This is a genomic window from Psychrobacillus sp. FSL H8-0484, from assembly GCF_038005325.1.
Taxonomy (GTDB): domain Bacteria; phylum Bacillota; class Bacilli; order Bacillales_A; family Planococcaceae; genus Psychrobacillus.
In genome coordinates, this window is record NZ_JBBOSZ010000001.1 from 3,853,743 (window position 1) to 3,872,054 (window position 18,312).

Sequence of the window (18,312 nt, forward strand, 5' to 3'; positions counted from 1 at the left end):
GAGATTATTTAACTATGACTAAGAAAATTGCTTGGATTACGGATACTGCTGCCTTATTAGATGAGTCTTTTATTCAGAAACATAACATACATGTTTTACCATTAAATATCGTGTTTGCTGAAGGCGCTTTCAGAGAAACCATTGATATGACACACGATGAGTTTTATGACAAATTACGAGTTGCAAAAGATCATCCAAAAACCTGTCAGCCTGCTATTGGAGAGATGGTCGTGCTTTACGAAAAACTAAAAGCAAATGGCTATGATTGTGCGGTGGCCATCCATGTATCTAGTGATTTATCTGGTACATTTCATAGTTCGCAAACCGCTTCTCAAATGGCTAATTTCAAAGTCTACTCCATTGATTCGAAAATCGGCTCGTTCCCGATGGTCAAAATGATTGAAGTAGGAAAAGAACTTATTGAAAAGGGTCATAACGTAGAAGATGTAGTTGCACATATAAATAAAATGACAGAGAACTCTGAGTTATCCTTCATTCCGTCAAGCCTAAACCAGTTGCATAAAAGTGGTCGCGTATCGGGTACGAAAGCATTCTTAAGTAACTTATTAAACATCAAAGTCATTATCTCTTTTGATAACGGAAAAGTAGTTATGAAAGAAAAGGTCCGTGCTGATAAAAAAGCAAAGAAATATGTGACTGATTTACTTCGCGACGACATGAAAAAGGCTGATATTCCAGAGGTCGCAGTCATTAATTGCAATAACACAAAAGACGCTGAAAGCTGGAGAGATGAGCTATTGCAAGAATTTCCAAAGCTAAAAGTTCTAGTCATCCCACTTAGCGCTTGCGTAGGGGTACACGCTGGCGAGGGCACAACTGGCCTGAGCTGGGTGAGATACTAGCCAAATATCTATTAAGAAGAGTACAGGTTTAAACGTACTCTTCTTTTAATATAGAGCAGACTGCTGCATCACAGTAACGGCCTTTCTCAAAGGATGATTTCCTCAAATTACCTTCATATATAAATCCAACTTTTTCGAGCGTCATTTTAGAGGCTGTGTTTTGAGGGTCATAAAAAGCTTCAATTCGATACAGCCCCATTATTTCAAATCCATATGGTAGTACAACCTTTAATACTTCCGTCATGACCCCTTGTTGCCAATATTCCGGTGTCACTTCAAACCCTATTTCTGCTTTTGAATGCTCTTTTTCCCAGTTGTGAAAACCACAGCTGCCGATTATTTTATTATCACTTTTAGTCGCAATTCCCCATCGAATACCTTCCTGTTTAGCAAAGCGTTTTTGCCAGTTTTCAATTAATCGAGTCGCTTCACTAATATCCTTAAACGTATCCAAATCATAATACTTTGTTACTTCGTCATGTGAAAAATATTGAAACACTTCATTCGCATCGCTCACTTCTATGCGGCGCAGTAGAAAACGCTCTGTTTCTAAGTGTGGAAATTTTTTTAGTAAGGTAGCATTCTTCTTTTCATATACAAATAGTCCGATAGATTGAGCAATTGCAAAAACTCCTATCACTATATTTATTATGATGGACACCCATACATGAGTAGCAACTTTTTCATTCCCAATTGGTCCCACTCTCGGTTGATACATGTCATATATCGCCCAACTATTTCCGGCTAACACAGCAACCCCTATAAATAAAAGGATCCACTTTCTCACAAAATCCCCCCCATTTAGTTTCATTCGTTAAGGATGGTAAAAAATCCTTTTCAATATCATAAATTAGGGGGCGATCCTTTATTAGATTAAACCCTTTTTTCAACTTTTAAATGCTCAATTAACTCACTCATGTTCATTTCCCCAATACTACCTACTTTATGTTTTCTCACAGAGACCACATCTTTCTCCATTTCTTGATCTCCCACAATCAGCATATATGGATGCTTTTGGAGTGCGGCTTCTCGAATTTTCAAGCCGATTTTCTCCACTCGATTATCAATTTCTACTCGATATCCATCTTGTTCAAGCTTGCGTTTTACTTCTTCTGCATACGAAACATGCGCATCTGCGATTGGTAAAATTTTCACTTGAACAGGTGCTAACCAAAGAGGGAAACTCCCTTGGAAATGTTCTAACAGAATTGCTATGAAACGTTCGATAGATCCATAAATCGCTCGGTGAATCATTATTGGTTGTTTCAATTGATTGTCCTCATCAATATATTGACAGCTAAACTTTTCAGGCATTTGGAAATCTAGTTGCACTGTGCCACATTGCCAGCTGCGTCCAAGTGAATCTAAAATATGAAAATCGATTTTCGGTCCGTAGAATGCCCCGTCTCCTTCATTTACTTGATAATCTAGCTGTTTTTTCTTTAATACTGATTCAAGTGCTTGCTCTGCTTGATCCCAGACTTCGACCGAACCCATGAAATCTGCTGGTCGAGTGGAGAGCTCTATTTTGTAACTAAAACCAAACTCTGAATAAAATTCATCTACTAAATCGAGCACTTTATCTATTTCACTTTCGATCTGATCTTCCCTCACGAAAAGATGCGCATCATCCTGTGTAAATGCACGAACTCTTAAAAGGCCATTTAACGATCCAGATAACTCATGACGGTGAACTAAGCCAAGCTCTGCATAACGAACAGGCAACTCTCTATAACTCCTTCTCTTACTGTTGAAAATGAGTAGTGCACCTGGGCAGCTCATTGGTTTAATCGCATATTTTTGTTCATCGACATTGGAGAAATACATATTTTCATGGTAATGATCCCAATGACCTGATTGCTCCCAAAGTTCTTGCTTCATCATAATGGGAGTTTTAATTTCTTGGTATCCCGCCCTTTGATGCTTAATTCTCCATAAATTTTCAAGCTCATTGCGCAACACCATGCCCTTCGGCAAATAAAACGGCATTCCCGGTGCTTCTTCACTAGACATAAATAACTCTAATTGTTGACCTAACTTCTGATGACTTATTCTTTCTTCTGCTTTTGCTGACATTTTAATTCCTCCTAAATTTATATTAAAAAAGACCACACCCATCCCAGTAAAGGGACGAGTGTGGTCGTGGTTCCACCCTAATTTTGCAACACAAAGATGCATTGCGCTCATAATAGATAACGGTTTTCCCGATTATGGATAATCACAGTTTTGCTTTCACCATAATAGCTCCCAGGTGGTAAATCATCTTTTTTTCTTCAGGGCTCTCAGCATTACACCCTGTTCTCTGATAAGAAAATATTAGATAATTCATGTCCTGTTCTTCGCTTATTTTACTATATTTATTTTTAAATACAAAAAGACCACACCCATCCCAGTAAAGGGACGAGTGTGGTCGTGGTTCCACCCTAATTTTGCAATACAAAAAATCGTACTGCTCTCATAAAAAGATAACGGGTTCTCCCGATTATGGATAATCACAGTTTCGCTTTCCCCATAATAGCTCCCAGGTGGTAAATCATCTTTTTTTCTTCAGGGCTCTCAGCATTTCACCCTGTTCTCTGATAAGAAAATATTAGATAATTCATGTCCTGTTCTTCGCTTATTTACTTTATTTATTTTAAATACAAAAAGACCACACCCATCCCAGTAAAGGGACGAGTGTGGTCGTGGTTCCACCCTAATTTTGCAATACAAAAAAATCGTATTGCTCTCATAAAAAAGATAACGGGTTCTCCCGATTATGGATAATCACAGTTTCGCTTTCCCCATAATAGCTCCAAGGTGGTAAATCATTCTTTTTTCTTCAGGGCTCTCAGCCATTCACCCTGTTCTCTGATAAGAAATAAATAATGATTCGTGTCCTTTTCTTCGCTTTCAATGCTTTATAAATATTTTTTCTATTATATTCAATAGATTCCGAATGGTCAACACTTTTCTATTTTTTTGGGTAACGGGAACAGCCCGATCTTTCCAAACAAATACGATTGTCTTTCTCAATACAACTGCATCGCTTCCAAACTATCTTTTTTATTTCATTATTCTTACTTTTATGAGAGACATTCCATTTTCTAATAGATTATACTTATAGTAATAAATCTTCTACACATAAAGAGGTGCTGTATTGAATTTTATTGCTTGGACGATTATTGCTTGTGAAGTTGGATTTTGGGTCGTTATATTGCTTGGTCTCATTACTAGATATATTTTTAAACGGGAAAAACTAGGACTTTTCTTTCTTGCCCTTACACCAGTTATTGATTTAGTTTTACTCGCTATCACAGCAATCGATTTATATAACGGAGCAATTGCTACTCTAGCGCATGCAATAGCAGCCATTTTTCTGGGTGTATCCATTGCCTTTGGGAAAAGTATGATTCAATGGGCGGATGAAAAATTTCTGTATTATGTCCAAAAACAAGGATCCAAACCAGTTCGCAAAACAGGAATAGAGTATGCTCGTCATACAATGAAAGGATTTTTGCAACATCTCCTTGCCTATATCATTGGAGGGGTCCTTCTTCTCGCATTAATTTTCTTTATCGATGACTCGTCTCGTTCAGAAGTGTTATGGAATACGCTTAGAGTTTGGGGAATAATTCTTGGTATCGACTTTGTTATTACTATCTCTTATTTTATATGGCCTCGACCTGTTAAAACTAAATAAAAATCCCCTATAACTAAAAACATGGATAAAGCACTGAGCATTCCGGAATAGGATGTGCCAATAAAAAAACCGGATGAAGATTTCCCCTCTTCATCCGGTTTTCTTTATTTTGTGGTAGCGAAAGACAACCCTTTTTCTGCAAGGGCAATTTGAAGTCGATTCATACCATTTTTCCCAATGCCATGAAGCTCCATAATCTCAGCTTCCGTAAATTTTGCTAATTGTTCGAAGTTCTCGATACCTACTCCTGCAAGTGCACGTTGACCTGGTTTCGCAAGTATTTTTTGAAATTCGCTTTGGTTTGTCATTGCACACTCTCCTCTTTTTGGAGATTATCCCATAATATTATACCCAGAATCTACGTAAACTATTTCTCCCGTTACGCCTCTGGATAGATTACTAAGCAATGCAACTGTCATGTCCCCTACTTCTTCTTGTGTAACATTTCGTTTCAGTGGGGCTGTTTCTTCAATTTTGTGCAGAATTGTATTGAATGAAGAAATTCCTTTTGCAGCAAGTGTTCGAACAGCGCCAGCTGAAATGGCATTTACTCGAACATTATTTTTCCCTAAATCTAACGCTAAGTATTTAACAGAAGCCTCTAAGGATGCTTTGGCAATACCCATTACGTTATATCCTTCTAACACACGCTCTGCTCCTAAATACGTCATCGTAACGATAGAGCCACCTTCTGTCATGAAAGGTGCTGCTTCACGGGCTGCAGCAATAAGTGAATAGGCACTTGTATCTTGTGCAAATGCATAACCATCTCTAGATGTATTAATAAAATCTCCTTTTAAATCTTCCGAATTAGCAAAAGCAACAGAGTGTACAACTCCGTGGATAACGCCCACTTCTTTCCCAATCGTTTCAAATGCAGCTTTAATGCTATCATCACTGTTTACATCACATTCAACAACTAGCTTTGCTTCCAAATCATTATCTGTTAATAACTTTTCAATCTTTCCTAAAGAACGCTCTTTACGATAAGTAAAAATGATATTTGCGCCTACTTCAAAAAGTGATTTTGCAACTCCCCATGCAAGGCTTCGTTCATTTGCAACACCCATAACGACAATATTTTTATCTTTTAATTGAATTAAATCTTTCATATGAACCTCCCATTTATTATCCAAATATACTATACCTATTATTAGTACCAGTTACTAATTTTATCTTACCATAATCCTTTCTGTTGTACTATGTATTAGCAATCCAATTATCTATTTCTATAAACAAAAGGGGCTGTCCCTAAAGTCATACATTGACTGAGAGATGGTCCCTTTTACAATGTATTGATTCCGTTTCCAGACGGACGCTTTCCGCGGGCATGGCTTCAGTCTCCTCGTCGCTTTCGCTCCTGCGGGGCCTTCAACTCATGCACCTGCCGCTTCGCTTTCGGTGCAGAAAACATTTGCTATTCCCGCTGGAGTCGCCGTCTTTCACTACAATCAATTGCCTACAAAAAATAGTAGTATTAATAAAAAGTATACAAAAAACAGGTGTAGAAAAAGACTCCTTTTTCTACACCTGCTTCAATTTATGGGCTTATTGGACAGCCCCTTTTCGTATTAGTTTTTCTTTTGATCTACAGCATCTTTATCTTCTAATTTAAACTCTTCTGTTACATCATCCACTATATCTTTCGTAGAACTTTTGAATTCTTTTAGAGTTTGTCCAACTGCTCTACCTAATTGAGGTAATTTAGATGGTCCAAATACGATTAATGCAATTACTAAAATGATTATTAAACCTGGTACGCCGATATTTGGCATGGTGTTTCCTCCTCATAACTGGATATATATATATTGATCATGTGGCTTTATGTGCAATAGTTGTTTTTCTTTTAAAAATAATGGTTGTTTTGTATCAATTACACATTATACTCCTCTGTCGAAATTTGTAAATACATTGATGTGGAAAGTTATAAAATGATTATAATTTTTCAGTTACACCCTATTTTTAATAATACTGGTGGTGTAATAATGGGTGATGATCCTGAGACATCAGCAGTAAACAACTACTCCCAAATGTGGGATGTAGAAAATCTATTTGTTGTAGGGCATCTTCTTTCCCACAAAATGCTGGATACACCCCAACTGGTACAATAGGTGCATTATCTTACCGTGCTGCTGAAGGTATTCTTAAGTATATGGAAAAAGGCGGATCACTTATTTAATAAAACAAAAAACATCTATTCATAGAATTGCCAACAACAAAAAGCTACCAGCACTCTCATTCTAGAGTATTTGTAGCTTTTTACATTTATTTAGGAAAAACAAGTTTTTATTAAAATAGATTCACAAAATAGTCGAAATATCTAATATATTGCATTCATTATTTTTCACAATATTACTTTAATTTATGATAGAATAGGTGATAAATTTATTTAAGCTAGCGAGGAGTGCTTTTAATTGAATATCGAACCATCTAGAAAAATGTCCATATTTGAACCTGCTATTTTCGGTGATTTAAAAGCAGCCGCCGCGACAAAAAAAGCAGCAGGCTTTGAACTATATGATTTAAGCTTAGGCAGCCCTGACTTGCCACCCGATGAAAAAGTAAGAAAAGTATTATCAGAACAAAGTTATTCAGCGACTTCATACGGTTATACACTTAATGGTACTCAACGTTTTTATGAAGCAGTGGCTGATTATTATAAACGACGTTCGAATGTTATCCTTGACCCACAAACCGAGATTGTACAAACAATGGGTTCTCAAGAAGGGCTTGTCCATCTTCCAATTGCCTTTTGTAATGAAGGAGATTATGTATTAACAACCAACCCTGGCTATGTTGCATACGATGCAGGTATTAAGCTGGCTGGTGCAGTTCCATATTATATGAATCTATTAGAAGAAAATAATTTTTTACCTGATTTAGATGCAATTCCAGAAGAAGTAGCTTATCAAGCAAAGCTAATGATATTGAACTTACCTGGAAACCCTGTTCCGGCAATGCCTGACGCAGCTTTTTTTGAAAAGGCTGTTGCATTTGCCAATAAATACAATGTCATTATTCTTCACGATGCCGCTTATTCAGAATTCTACTTTTCTGGCGATTCTCCGAGCAGCTTCTTAACGACACCAGGAGCTATGGAAGTAGGAATGGAAATCAATTCATTATCCAAAAGCTTTAGTCTAGCTGGTACGCGTGTTGCGTATATCGTTGGAAATGCGGAAATGATTCATATAATGAAACAGCTTAAATCGAATTTGGACTTCGGTATTTTCGAACCAATTCAAGAAGCTGGAATTACTGCATTGCATAATGCGGAAGAAATTACAGATCGTTTACGAAAAATTTTCGCTGAGCGACACAGAGTATTATCGCAAGGTTTGGAAGATATCGGTTGGACCGTAACCCCTTCAACAGGTGGAATGTTTGTATGGGCAAAATATCCGTACGACATGGATGATAAAGAATTTGCCTTTAAAGCAATTGATCAAACAGGAGTTGTCATGGTACCAGGTACCGTATTTGGTTCTGCAGGTGCTGGCTTCGTTCGAGTTGCCCTCGTGCACGATGTGGAGATCCTTAAAAAAGCTGTGGAACAATTGAAGAAATTAAAAATAGAAGTCCCTACTGCTTTCTAAGTAGGATTTCACAAAAATAATCCCAAACAAAAAACGTTTCTAAGTGACAAGACTCCTTAGAAACGTTTTTATTGTTAAAAAATGTCTAACTTTCACTTGATCTTGTTTCTTTTTCTTGAGGATGTACAAGAGCAAACTTTTCCCATCGTCTACTTTTCCATCTAAAGTACATAATAATTGCACGAGTCCATTCATCCGCTGCAATGGCTAGCCAAATCCCCGGCAGACCCCAATCTAATACAAATACTAAAAAGTAACCTAGCGGCAAGCTCATCATCACCATTGATAAAGCGCCAATGGCTACTGGAAAGCTTGCATCTCCTGCAGCTCGCAAGGAATTAATGATGACAATGTTCATCGTACGGCCAGTTTCAAGTAAAAGGCTTAGAACTAGAACGGATGTCCCAATTTTAATAATTTGCTCATTATCCGTAAACAAACTCATTAACGGGATTCGGAATAACGTTACGATCGTTACCATAATCAGCGTGAATAATAGGGCCCATCTGACGCTCGACCACACGGATTTATATGCTTCGTCTTTTTCATTTGCCCCTACATATCTACCGACAATAATAGCTGTTCCCATCCCAATCGCAACCGCAAATAAATACGTGAACATCGATATATTCACCGCGTATTGTCTAGCCGCTAATGACTCTGCACCTAAATAAGTAGCATAATACAAAAACACAATCTGACAGCCTTGATATAAAATTTGCTCGAATGCGGATGGAAGACCGATCTGCAATATCTTACGAATATACTCTTTGGAGATCGTAAAGTAATAATGGACTTTCACTCGATATTCCATCACTTGATAGAGCAGCCAAAAGAATACAAGTAAAGCGATAAAACGACTAACCACAGATGAAATAGCTGCTCCTTGTACACCTAGTTCTGGGAATCCAAACTTCCCAAATATTAATACATAGTTCCCGATGACGTGAATAATATTCATCCCTAATGAAACAAACATCGTCTGTTTTGTATAACCATGCACCCGAATAATCGCTGCTAGAGCATTGATGACTGCTTGTAAAAAAATCGCTCCCCCTACAATAGACAAGTACTGCTGTGCATGGAGTAATACATCTCCTTGCAGGTTCATCGCTGTCATCATGCCCTTAGAAAATAGTAGGAACCCAATACTTAGAACAATTCCGACTCCTAAATTCAACGTCACCGCTAATCCAGAAATTTTCGAGGCCTCTATGTATCGCTTGGAACCTAAATACTGTGATACTACGATAGCAGCCCCGTTTCCTACTACCTCTAATATTAATATAGCTATATGTATGTATTGATTTGCCGCTCCAACCCCAGACACCGCATCATCTGATAGGCTACTTAGCATAAACGTATCCGCAATACCCATTAACATAAACAAAAATACTTCTAAAAAAATGGGCCAAGTTAAGTGAAATAAACTCAACTTCTCCCCTAACGTTTTCTTATCAATTGCCACATCTTTACCTTCTTTACGTATGCATTTTTACAATAAAAAGAATCTTACCATAGAAACAGATATCATACTATAGCACAAGTTCCTTCATTAACTTTTCTTCTGAAAATAAGAAATCATTTTATAACTCCTTTTTAATAAATATTATTCTAATGAACAGATCAAATAGATAATAGAGCATGGAACAAAATAACCCACCTATCAACAATGTTTTTCCATAGATAAAAAAGTCGATACTCCAAAAAGGATAAATAAGAATAAATAATAGTCCAGTAAAGCCAATTCCGAAAACAATATGCAAAAGAAACTTAACAAGTTCAATCCCTTTTTCCCGCTTATTAGCTATGCGCTCGGCCCAAATGGAAGAGAAAATACCATACGTGAAGATTATAGGAACCGCTACTATACTTACCCCTAAGCCAACTTCAAAATAAGCATTATATGGTTCCATTAAAATGATCCGCCATAGAAAAAAAGTAAGCAAAGAAGTTAAAAATGCCGCTAATAATTTTCTATCTCCCATATAATTCTCCTATCGTTTTTAATTTACTAATTGATTACTGTGTTGATTGAAGCGGCAGGCCGGCGACTCCAGCGGGATGAGTGAGACAGATAAGACATCACAAACGACGCGTGAGCGGCGGTGATGGCTTATCGCTCACCCCGCGGAAAGCGTCCGCCTATAGCGGAAATCAACTATACTTTATTCCGTGTAGACCTATATTTCTTTAGTTTCCTTTAGTATTGTTCGTGTTTTTTCATGTAAATTAGAATTATGAAATTGATGTTCGTATTTTAATGACAAAGTACTATTTATGAAATTAACTCAATTATAAAGATACAAAATTGGTCAGTCTAATTATTTTACTCGTAGAATAATGTCGGACTTTAACGCTATTAATCTGCTACCATTTGTTAAATTATATTTACTAGCAGGATTAAACTAGGGAATTGTCGAATAGAGTACTCATTACAAAAAAGGAGGTTAGAAATGCAGATGTCCCATTTTATTTCTCGTATCGCAACCGTAGAAATACCGGTAAGTAATTTGGATAGCTCGATTGATTTTTATATAAAGGTACTAGGTGTCCATATTGAATCTAAAATGGAAAAAACAGCTATGCTTTCATTTCATCAAAAAGGTGTCCCTACTATATATTTAGTAGAAACAGAAGAAATTCATCCGCTTTCTTTTACCAATACTAATTCAAATGTAATGCATAGTGTAATTGATTTCTATACTCCAACTTTAAAGGATTTCTATCATTGGCTGAAGAAAAACAAGGTAGAAATTGGACCTCTTAATATCAACGAAGAAGGTATTGGCGGTTTTGGATTTAAAGATCTCGATGGAAATTATCTAAGTGCATGTAATATTGAACATATCGGACAATAATGTCTCCTATAAAAACACGTTTGATTACTTGTGTGCATTCAAACGTGTTTAAACACGTATTGTGTAGCAACTATTCGATTCCCACATGTTTATGGATGTATTCTTTCAGTTCCTCCACAGAAATATGCATTTCATTAATTAATAGACTATTTTTTACATAATCTAATTTATCTCTTTCAGTCGCATACGACTGAATGTGTAAAATATTATCGATATACAATATCCCCTCATTTGTTATTTGATAATTGATGTTACTAACTAATCCAGCATTATTAAGCTTTTCATTAATTTGATTCACTTCTCCGCCTAATCCCTTTTTTAATACTTCTCCTAATTCCCCGAATGATTCTTCTTTATCCTCCAAAAAGTTACAAATATAATAAGCCAGTAGCGCTTCTTCTGTTCTCGTTAAATTGCCCATTTATTTAATCCCCATTTCCCTTTTTTCATCCTTATTTCCTTCTTTCATACTTCTAAACATAAAAATGACCTGAATCGACTTTCCATTCAGGTCATTTTATCTATTCACTTAGTACTTGCTGAATATCTTTTTCACAGGTTTCAGGATGATCTTTTGGAGCGTATCTTTCAACAATATTGCCGTTTTTATCTACTAGAAATTTAGTGAAATTCCATTTAATGCTATCCGATAAAAAACCTTTACTATTGCTAGTCAAATAATTAAATAATGGATGAGCATCCTTGCCGTTCAATTTCACCATATCGTGCATTGGGAACGTTACACCATAGCTCATACGACATGCTTGTGCAGCTTCTTCTGCATTGCTTACTTCTTGATGAAATTGATTGGAAGGGAAGCCTAGTACAACTAGCCCATCTTCTTTATACTTCGCATATAACTTTTCTAAACTATCGAATTGATTGCTGAATCCACATTTCGTAGCCGTGTTAACTATTAACATAGGTTTTCCTTTATACTCACTTAACTCATATTCTTCACCATTGGATTTTTTTACTTTAATCTCATAAATACTCATTTTCATTCACTCCTCTATTTTTGACAAAAAGGTGTTTAGATTTTTTATATGAGACATGAGTGTTTGCACATTCATATCTAAAATATTGCAACTCGTAAATTTATCTATGGCTTTTTCTATTTTCCCTAACTCTAATCGAGGTTCCATATTCTTTGCAAATGAAGAGTTACCTTCTTTCCCCTTTAAGCTCCAATAAATAACGCACATTGGCTAATCGCAATAAAAAATGCTGCATTTGTAATAGGGGAATCTTCCTTAATTTCTAACTGTAGCGAGAACTCTTCTCCAACTTCCGCTTTCCAACGAGCAATTTCTTGGTCGTTATGCATAAAGCGAGACCAGTCATCCATTTCTTTGTCTATCATAATGGTCATATTACCATCTGTAATCATGAGATCTGGAATTAATTCTTTCCACTTATCATATGCAATCATATATTTTCGTTCGTGCAAGTAGTCAACTGCTTCATAATAGACTCTACCTTTTCGCGAAACTTTCTTACACATGAACACCAGTTGATCGTTTGTGTCATATACATTGTAATGAAGAAAGTAGCGGTAGTCCCATAACTTATCCGCGAATTTTTTTAATCCATTGGAATAATATCTTTGGAATTTATAAGTAACAATACCCTCTTCATTTAAGACTGAGGTCATGGGAGTTATGTCTATAGCTATTGGTTGTTTATATGTGTAGGTGTGCATATTTATTTCTCCTTTAAGCATTGGCGCTAAGCACTTACTAAGTGTAATAATAGCACGATTTTCGCTGTAACATGAATACTATCCATTTTTACACATACAGTTTAAATCTAATACGTAAAAAAATCTACATAACTAATATATGCAAAAGACTTGAGTTCAGAATATCACTCAAGTCTTTTGCTTTTAATAGTATTAATTGGTCAGTTGTTGCTCATTTGGTTTGATTAATGTATAAATAATTCCTCCGAAAATAAGCAGAATCCCGACTGATTGTAAAATAGAAGGACGAAAATCTAAAATAATTGTGTCGAGTAAAATCGCAACAACAGGATCGACAAATACTAATGCCGAAATGACAATCGTCGATAACTTTCTTAAACTATCGAAAAACAAATAATAAACAAATCCTGTATGTATTAAGCCTGTCCCTAATATATAGAGCCAATTGGAAGTGTTTATGCCTTGAAATACATCAAAGTTCATAAATGGAAATAGCACGAGGATACCAATTGTCGTCTGAACAAACGTCATTGCATACGCACTTAGCCCATTTATACCTTTTCCAAGTAGCATCGTCATTGCGTAACATAATGCAGACAGTAAAGCCCATACAAATCCAGAACCTATGAAGTCAGCTAATGAAGTGAAGTTCTGAACTCCTATAATAAATATACTTCCGAGAAAGCACACAAGAATTGCTAGAAGAGATGCTATTGTCATCTTTTCCTTTAAGAACAAACTTCCTAATATTAAAACAAAAATAGGCGCTAGATTATAAATAGAGATGGCAACCGTAATAGACATCTCCTCAAATGCTTTAAATAAAAACACCCAGTTTAACACTAAGAAGACACCACAAATCATCGTTTGGATGACTTCCCGCTTCTTCCAAACTTCTACTTTGTGTTGCCCAGTGAGTACCCAGCATAAACCTAAAAAAAATGTGGCACAAATACATCGAACAAATACTAATTCTGCTGCTGGAATACCCGTCTTCCCAGTAAAAAAGCCGATAGAACCGAAAATTGCCATCGACAATGTCATCTTTAGCATTGCTGCTCCATTCATGCTAACTCAACCTTCCCCCTATACTAAAAACCTTTAGACAATGGTCATCTAAAGGTTTTTAGTTTTTTGTGTAACTTTATTATAGCCTTTTACTTGCTGCATCAAAAAGAAAAATACACCAAGCAGTACAATAAAACCTCCAATAATTTGCGAAGTAACCAGACGTTCTCCCAAAATAATAGCTGCTAAAATCGTTGCACCTACTGGTTCTCCTAAAATACTCATGGAAATTGTCGTTGCATTTACATATTTTAATAGCCAGTTATTGATCAGATGGGAGATGGTCGGAACGACAGCAAGCAAAATAAAAATACCCCATTCTTTTGCTTCATATCCCCCAAGTGTAACTCCTGCTACTACGTTATAGATAATTAATGCAATTGCTGCAAAACCAAATACACAAAAACTATAGATCCAGTGGGATACTTTTTTCACTGCACTTTGACCAATGAGTAAATATCCAACAACGGCAATCACACTTAAAAAGGACAAAATATCTCCTATAATAGCATTCTTACTTAACCCGAAATCACCCCAACCAACCATCACTGCTCCAATGACAGCAATACCCATCGTCAACAAGGCAGAAGTAGTTGTTCGTTCCTTAAATAAAAAAACGCCTCCTATTAGAGCAATAATAGGCTGTAAAGCAAGGATAATAGTCGAACTAGCTACTGTGGTTAACTTTAATGAACCAAACCAAAGTGCAAAATGTAAAGCTAAAAACATTCCCGCGAAGAACAGCAAATACCACTCTCTTTTCGAGATCTTTGGAAACTCTTTTCGTTTAAACCAAACAATTGGTACTAATAGTAAACACGCTAATATCATGCGATACATACTTAAGATTGTTGCCGGTGCATTAGACCATTTCACAAAAATTGCAGCAAAGGAAATTGCAATAATAGAAATGATTAATGGTAATACTATGGACTTTGATGCATTTCCTTGAATCACTTTTTTACCCCATTCTCATTACTTTCGTAATTTATATTATAACTATTTACAATAGATTATTGTAACAAACATTCATTTAAAGACAACAGAAAAAAGTCAACTAAAGAACAGTTGACTTTTAATAATCAATTACTTTATTTTCAAACAGTAAATTGGTTCTGGATGATGTCCTTCCTCTAAAGGAAACTAAAGAAATATATATTTTACACGGAATAAAGTATAGTTGATTTCCGCTATAGGCGGACGCTTTCCGCGGGGTGAGCGATAAGCCATCACCGCCGCTACGCGTCGTTTGTGATGTCTTATCTGTCTCACTCATCCCGCTGGAATCGCCGCCTGCCGCTCCAATCAACAATGAGATATGTTCGTATTTTAATGACAAAGTACTACTTATGAAATTAACTCAATTATGTTAAATTCGTCTTTTTATTTGCTAAACAATAAAAAACTTCTCATCTATTGATAAGAAGTTACTTAACGATCTCGTTTCCACTTTCTATATTTATTCAAAACTCCTTTTCCTCCTGTAGTGGCAAGTAAAATGCCAGACAGCACGATACCAGTCAGAGCCGTAATGAGAGAAATCCATTCAAAAAAGGAATACCCTGTTACTTTGGACCAATCCGTCTTACCTTTCCAATCTTCTATTACTAAGTTCATACCAAATATTCCTGATATAACTGTGTAAACGGTTAGCATAAACAACAGCATATTATGCCGCTTATTTGTTTGATTATCCTGCGCACGATAAAGATCATCCACAGTACGTTTTACTTCTTCAAACAGGTGATTTAAATTAAATGACTCCCTCAATATATGCGTAAATTCCTTCCCCTCTGTACGAACCGATACTTCTTCAAAATAGTACCTGGAATAGAACTTGGAAATAAGCTCAATCAATTCTTCCACATATTCTTTATCTTTTCTCCAACTTACTTCACTATGTTCGAAGGAAAGCTTTAATAAAATTATTTTATAATAGTAATGGAGCATTAAATTATAGTAATGAATGCTCATAAATTGAGATACTTCCTTGTTTAATTGATGTGTTTTTTTTATAGATATAGTCGTTTGTGTATGCTCGGAAGTTATCGTATATGTATTCGGCGCCCATCGGTCATGCACTCTTTTTTGTATATAACGTTCTATATAGTCCGAATTAGTACTAGATATAAAATCATCTCCGTTTAAATCTTTTCCGTCTAATTGGCCCATTCGAAATAATTGATCGTTTGTAATAGTTTGACTATCACTTATTAAAAACGCTGATGACAACATACGCTCATCTTCAAAAAACGGGAGACTTCCATAGTAGCCTTCTAGTTTCTTATTTCGAATAATAAACGGCTTTAAAGGAGAACAGAGATAGTCTAGTACAAGCTCATTCGTAGTAGTAAACGTCCGATCAGATTGATAAATCTGTCCTCCTTTTTCCTCTTCCAGCTTAGGCACTAATACTCGAAAATGAGACATAAAATCTAATACATTTGTTAAAGTTTCTTGTTCCTTATTCATTTCTGTACGAATTGTAAGAAGACCAATTCCAAAAGGACATAATGTAATATCTACACTATTCACGAAGAAGTCTATTTCATTGTCATTTAACTCCCATAGAAAGGATTCTTTTATTCCTTTAGAATAACGTATAAATCCTCTTTTTTTCGTTGAATAAGGAAATAATTTATCTTCAATAAACGGCAGAAAAAATTGATCCAATTCTTCATGTCGTATTTTTATATCTTCCCCATAGTAAAGATCTTGAAGCTTCTCTTTCTCCAAGTTAAAGAAGGTAAATTGATGTTTTTCCAGCTGCTCCATTAGTTTCGTACGTTCCCTCTCGTGAAAAGAAAATGGAAATAAGTATGTCATGTAAGCCTTGGTGATATCAAGAGGTTGGATTTTGACCTGCTTCACCATAATTGAGTACCCCCATAGTTATCGTTCTAGATAATTGTTTATACCACCATCGAAAGGAATTCAAACAAAATGCAGTACTTCCTATACTCGCTTTGGAAGCACTGCATTCATAAGATTTATTTCTTAATTTTTTTAAAGTCAACTTCCTTACCGAACTCCGTTTGACTAGAGCCATTTTCTTCTTTATATTTTTGGGCAAACCATTCGTTTAATTCGCTATAGCTAAGACCTGAATTTGCATTTTGTCTTTTTACTTCCTCGATATCTGTTCCAGCAACCGTATAATTGGATTGGTTCTTTTTCATTTATGTCATCTCCTTTCTTCATGATTAATGAAAACTTAGATTAACCTAAAGAAAAAAAGTCATACATGTAAATCAAAGAACTGAGCCAAATCAAAAAAGCGAGTAGAAATATACATCCACTCACTTTATTGATAATTACGCTAGACTGCCTTTGTATGCTAATTCTTTTACTTTCATCTGATCTGCTTTTCCTTCTAAAATGGACTCTACGTCTAGTAATGTTTGTGACATGGATACTGCTTTTCCTTCTTTTCTAGAAAAAGCTTCTGCAACAAAAAATGGTTGTGTGAAATAAGCTTCTAAGCGTTCCCCACGTGCATACGTTTCTAATTCAGTATCCGGAATTTTTTTAATCCCATGAACAGTTACTATCGAACGTAATTCTCTATATCGACGAAGTAATTTTTGCGCACGCTGTCTCAAATTAAAGTGACGTTGATCTAAATCCACACCTTCTATAATAGATGACGTGGAATAGATTGGGTGAACCGCTGGAAATAGATGACGCGAAGCTAAATCTGCATCTAATTGCCAGACTGTTTCTAAAGGACCATAAGGCATATCTTCATCAACCACTTCACCTGAAAGATCTAATAAAATAGTCGTGATGTTATGCATTCTTTCAGCCACTAATTTTTCTTGTAGATCTAGAAGCTCACCAGATTCAATATAGCTCTTATCCGTTATAAAAATGATGTCTCCGGATAGCTCTGATAATTTCTCAAACGTATCGTCAATCGACGTAGTAATATGGTCAGCTAACTCTGTCGTCCCATCTAACTCACTATGTTCAGTCTTTGGTAATAAAAAGACCGTTGTATAATCACTTTCTTTAAAACGATGCATCAGTTCAGCCAGAATAACAAGTTGCCCCATACCTGGGCGAGCAACCACTCCAGTTGTTCCTCCTTTAACTAGTGGTGCAAAGAAATCCAACGTTTTAATTTGCGTTTCAATCATATTCAACTTCTCCCCTCGTATGATTAATTCATCCACCGTACAATTTGCTAATGTCGCTAGACCCACAAGTGTCCTTACCTCTGCTTTTCCTAAATCAATTTTTCCTGTACACAAATTTGATACTGTGGCAGGTCGAATCCCTATTGATTTTGCTGCAGTCGTTAAATTTGGTACCTTTCTTCTTAGTAAAGCCACGTTTAATCGAATGTCATCCATAACATTTCTCCCTCCTTACTTTTAATAGTAATTTATTTTACTCTAAAAAGCAATTTTTATTTCTTTGAAAAGTAAAAATATTTACACTTAAAATTATATTTGCGTAATAAAAGCACCAGGTTCATACACAATCTAAGATTTGTGATGGACCTGGTGCTCATTATTCGACTTATACTAGCTTCCAT

The 18,312-nt window shown here is 35.9% G+C and carries 19 protein-coding genes, 1 pseudogene and 3 other annotated features; of the genes and pseudogenes, 5 read left to right on the forward strand and 15 right to left on the reverse strand.

The window, feature by feature from the left end; translation table 11 throughout:
- The first annotated feature begins 14 nt into the window (after nucleotides 1-14).
- On the forward strand, nucleotides 15-863 hold the full coding sequence (locus MHH81_RS18965) for a DegV family protein (RefSeq protein WP_340924378.1): 849 nt from the start codon (nucleotides 15-17) through the stop codon (nucleotides 861-863).
- A gap of 28 nt (nucleotides 864-891) precedes the next feature.
- Here MHH81_RS18965 and MHH81_RS18970 read toward each other — a convergent pair whose 3' ends face one another.
- Together MHH81_RS18970 and thrS are read right to left on the reverse strand one after the other, a co-directional pair.
- Nucleotides 892-1,650: a GNAT family N-acetyltransferase gene (locus MHH81_RS18970; RefSeq protein ID WP_340924380.1), complete on the reverse strand. Its 759-nt coding sequence runs from the start codon at nucleotides 1,648-1,650 to the stop codon at nucleotides 892-894.
- A gap of 86 nt (nucleotides 1,651-1,736) precedes the next feature.
- Complete coding sequence (thrS, locus tag MHH81_RS18975) at nucleotides 1,737-2,939, reverse strand: threonine--tRNA ligase (RefSeq protein ID WP_340924383.1); 1,203 nt, start codon at nucleotides 2,937-2,939, stop codon at nucleotides 1,737-1,739.
- 47 nt (nucleotides 2,940-2,986) lie between these two features.
- Nucleotides 2,987-3,212 (reverse strand) — a binding site (T-box leader).
- 44 nt (nucleotides 3,213-3,256) lie between these two features.
- Nucleotides 3,257-3,486, reverse strand: a binding site (T-box leader).
- Between the two features lie 42 nt (nucleotides 3,487-3,528).
- Nucleotides 3,529-3,759: a binding site (T-box leader), on the reverse strand.
- A gap of 243 nt (nucleotides 3,760-4,002) precedes the next feature.
- Between thrS and MHH81_RS18980 the strand changes: the two genes are divergently transcribed.
- Nucleotides 4,003-4,545, forward strand: coding sequence for a hypothetical protein (locus MHH81_RS18980; RefSeq protein ID WP_340924385.1), 543 nt, complete (start codon nucleotides 4,003-4,005; stop codon nucleotides 4,543-4,545).
- Between the two features lie 104 nt (nucleotides 4,546-4,649).
- Here the strand turns inward: MHH81_RS18980 and MHH81_RS18985 are convergent, their stop codons facing one another.
- From MHH81_RS18985 to tatA, 3 genes are all read right to left on the reverse strand, one after another.
- On the reverse strand, nucleotides 4,650-4,853 hold the full coding sequence (locus tag MHH81_RS18985; RefSeq protein ID WP_340924388.1) for a DNA-binding protein: 204 nt from the start codon (nucleotides 4,851-4,853) through the stop codon (nucleotides 4,650-4,652).
- A 24-nt stretch (nucleotides 4,854-4,877) separates the two neighbouring features.
- Nucleotides 4,878-5,657: an enoyl-ACP reductase FabI gene (fabI, locus tag MHH81_RS18990; RefSeq protein WP_340924391.1), complete on the reverse strand. Its 780-nt coding sequence runs from the start codon at nucleotides 5,655-5,657 to the stop codon at nucleotides 4,878-4,880.
- Nucleotides 5,658-6,116: 459 nt separating this feature from the next.
- Nucleotides 6,117-6,320, reverse strand: coding sequence for a twin-arginine translocase TatA/TatE family subunit (gene tatA / locus MHH81_RS18995; protein WP_340924394.1), 204 nt, complete (start codon nucleotides 6,318-6,320; stop codon nucleotides 6,117-6,119).
- Nucleotides 6,321-6,509: 189 nt separating this feature from the next.
- Between tatA and MHH81_RS19000 the strand changes: the two are divergent.
- Nucleotides 6,510-6,724, forward strand: a pseudogene (locus tag MHH81_RS19000) (GMC oxidoreductase); the annotation flags it as partial.
- 235 nt (nucleotides 6,725-6,959) lie between these two features.
- Complete coding sequence (locus tag MHH81_RS19005; RefSeq protein WP_340924397.1) at nucleotides 6,960-8,141, forward strand: aminotransferase class I/II-fold pyridoxal phosphate-dependent enzyme; 1,182 nt, start codon at nucleotides 6,960-6,962, stop codon at nucleotides 8,139-8,141.
- 85 nt (nucleotides 8,142-8,226) lie between these two features.
- Here MHH81_RS19005 and MHH81_RS19010 read toward each other — a convergent pair whose 3' ends face one another.
- Both MHH81_RS19010 and MHH81_RS19015 read right to left on the reverse strand, forming a co-directional pair.
- A complete protein-coding gene (locus tag MHH81_RS19010; RefSeq protein ID WP_445678147.1) occupies nucleotides 8,227-9,630 on the reverse strand; it encodes an MATE family efflux transporter in 1,404 nt (467 codons plus the stop codon).
- Nucleotides 9,631-9,727: 97 nt separating this feature from the next.
- Nucleotides 9,728-10,129, reverse strand: coding sequence for a hypothetical protein (locus tag MHH81_RS19015; protein ID WP_340924403.1), 402 nt, complete (start codon nucleotides 10,127-10,129; stop codon nucleotides 9,728-9,730).
- A gap of 468 nt (nucleotides 10,130-10,597) precedes the next feature.
- Here MHH81_RS19015 and MHH81_RS19020 point away from each other — a divergent pair, with 468 nt between their 5' ends.
- A complete protein-coding gene (locus MHH81_RS19020) occupies nucleotides 10,598-11,002 on the forward strand; it encodes a VOC family protein (protein ID WP_340924406.1) in 405 nt (134 codons plus the stop codon).
- Nucleotides 11,003-11,072: 70 nt separating this feature from the next.
- Here the strand turns inward: MHH81_RS19020 and MHH81_RS19025 are convergent, their stop codons facing one another.
- From MHH81_RS19025 to MHH81_RS19060, 8 genes are all read right to left on the reverse strand, one after another.
- Nucleotides 11,073-11,423 carry a hypothetical protein gene (locus MHH81_RS19025; RefSeq protein ID WP_340924408.1) on the reverse strand — a complete coding sequence of 117 codons (351 nt, stop codon included), beginning with the start codon at nucleotides 11,421-11,423 and terminating at the stop codon, nucleotides 11,073-11,075.
- A gap of 100 nt (nucleotides 11,424-11,523) precedes the next feature.
- Nucleotides 11,524-12,000, reverse strand: coding sequence for a glutathione peroxidase (locus MHH81_RS19030; RefSeq protein WP_340924410.1), 477 nt, complete (start codon nucleotides 11,998-12,000; stop codon nucleotides 11,524-11,526).
- Between the two features lie 182 nt (nucleotides 12,001-12,182).
- Nucleotides 12,183-12,704, reverse strand: a complete 522-nt coding sequence (locus MHH81_RS19035) for a tubby C-terminal domain-like protein (RefSeq protein ID WP_340924413.1) — start codon at nucleotides 12,702-12,704, stop codon at nucleotides 12,183-12,185.
- A 192-nt stretch (nucleotides 12,705-12,896) separates the two neighbouring features.
- On the reverse strand, nucleotides 12,897-13,772 hold the full coding sequence (locus MHH81_RS19040; RefSeq protein WP_340924415.1) for a DMT family transporter: 876 nt from the start codon (nucleotides 13,770-13,772) through the stop codon (nucleotides 12,897-12,899).
- Between the two features lie 48 nt (nucleotides 13,773-13,820).
- Entirely contained in the window at nucleotides 13,821-14,729 is a 909-nt protein-coding gene (locus MHH81_RS19045; RefSeq protein WP_445678109.1) for a DMT family transporter, read from the reverse strand.
- A gap of 474 nt (nucleotides 14,730-15,203) precedes the next feature.
- Nucleotides 15,204-16,646, reverse strand: coding sequence for a hypothetical protein (locus MHH81_RS19050; RefSeq protein ID WP_340924418.1), 1,443 nt, complete (start codon nucleotides 16,644-16,646; stop codon nucleotides 15,204-15,206).
- A gap of 116 nt (nucleotides 16,647-16,762) precedes the next feature.
- Complete coding sequence (locus tag MHH81_RS19055) at nucleotides 16,763-16,951, reverse strand: hypothetical protein (RefSeq protein ID WP_340924420.1); 189 nt, start codon at nucleotides 16,949-16,951, stop codon at nucleotides 16,763-16,765.
- 135 nt (nucleotides 16,952-17,086) lie between these two features.
- On the reverse strand, nucleotides 17,087-18,127 hold the full coding sequence (locus MHH81_RS19060) for a hypothetical protein (protein ID WP_340924421.1): 1,041 nt from the start codon (nucleotides 18,125-18,127) through the stop codon (nucleotides 17,087-17,089).
- Between the last annotated feature and the right edge of the window lie 185 nt (nucleotides 18,128-18,312).

Bases quoted from the DNA above. Each gene is read 5' to 3' on its own strand.
- MHH81_RS18965 (WP_340924378.1), top strand. From the start codon at position 15: ATGACTAAGAAAATTGCTTGGATTACGGATACTGCTGCCTTATTAGAT.
- thrS (WP_340924383.1), bottom strand. From the start codon at position 2,939: ATGTCAGCAAAAGCAGAAGAAAGAATAAGTCATCAGAAGTTAGGTCAA.
- MHH81_RS18985 (WP_340924388.1), bottom strand. From the start codon at position 4,853: ATGACAAACCAAAGCGAATTTCAAAAAATACTTGCGAAACCAGGTCAA.
- fabI (WP_340924391.1), bottom strand. From the start codon at position 5,657: ATGAAAGATTTAATTCAATTAAAAGATAAAAATATTGTCGTTATGGGT.
- tatA (WP_340924394.1), bottom strand. From the start codon at position 6,320: ATGCCAAATATCGGCGTACCAGGTTTAATAATCATTTTAGTAATTGCA.
- MHH81_RS19015 (WP_340924403.1), bottom strand. From the start codon at position 10,129: ATGGGAGATAGAAAATTATTAGCGGCATTTTTAACTTCTTTGCTTACT.
- MHH81_RS19020 (WP_340924406.1), top strand. From the start codon at position 10,598: ATGCAGATGTCCCATTTTATTTCTCGTATCGCAACCGTAGAAATACCG.
- MHH81_RS19025 (WP_340924408.1), bottom strand. From the start codon at position 11,423: ATGGGCAATTTAACGAGAACAGAAGAAGCGCTACTGGCTTATTATATT.
- MHH81_RS19030 (WP_340924410.1), bottom strand. From the start codon at position 12,000: ATGAGTATTTATGAGATTAAAGTAAAAAAATCCAATGGTGAAGAATAT.
- MHH81_RS19035 (WP_340924413.1), bottom strand. From the start codon at position 12,704: ATGCACACCTACACATATAAACAACCAATAGCTATAGACATAACTCCC.
- MHH81_RS19040 (WP_340924415.1), bottom strand. From the start codon at position 13,772: ATGAATGGAGCAGCAATGCTAAAGATGACATTGTCGATGGCAATTTTC.
- MHH81_RS19050 (WP_340924418.1), bottom strand. From the start codon at position 16,646: ATGGTGAAGCAGGTCAAAATCCAACCTCTTGATATCACCAAGGCTTAC.
- MHH81_RS19055 (WP_340924420.1), bottom strand. From the start codon at position 16,951: ATGAAAAAGAACCAATCCAATTATACGGTTGCTGGAACAGATATCGAG.
- MHH81_RS19060 (WP_340924421.1), bottom strand. From the start codon at position 18,127: ATGGATGACATTCGATTAAACGTGGCTTTACTAAGAAGAAAGGTACCA.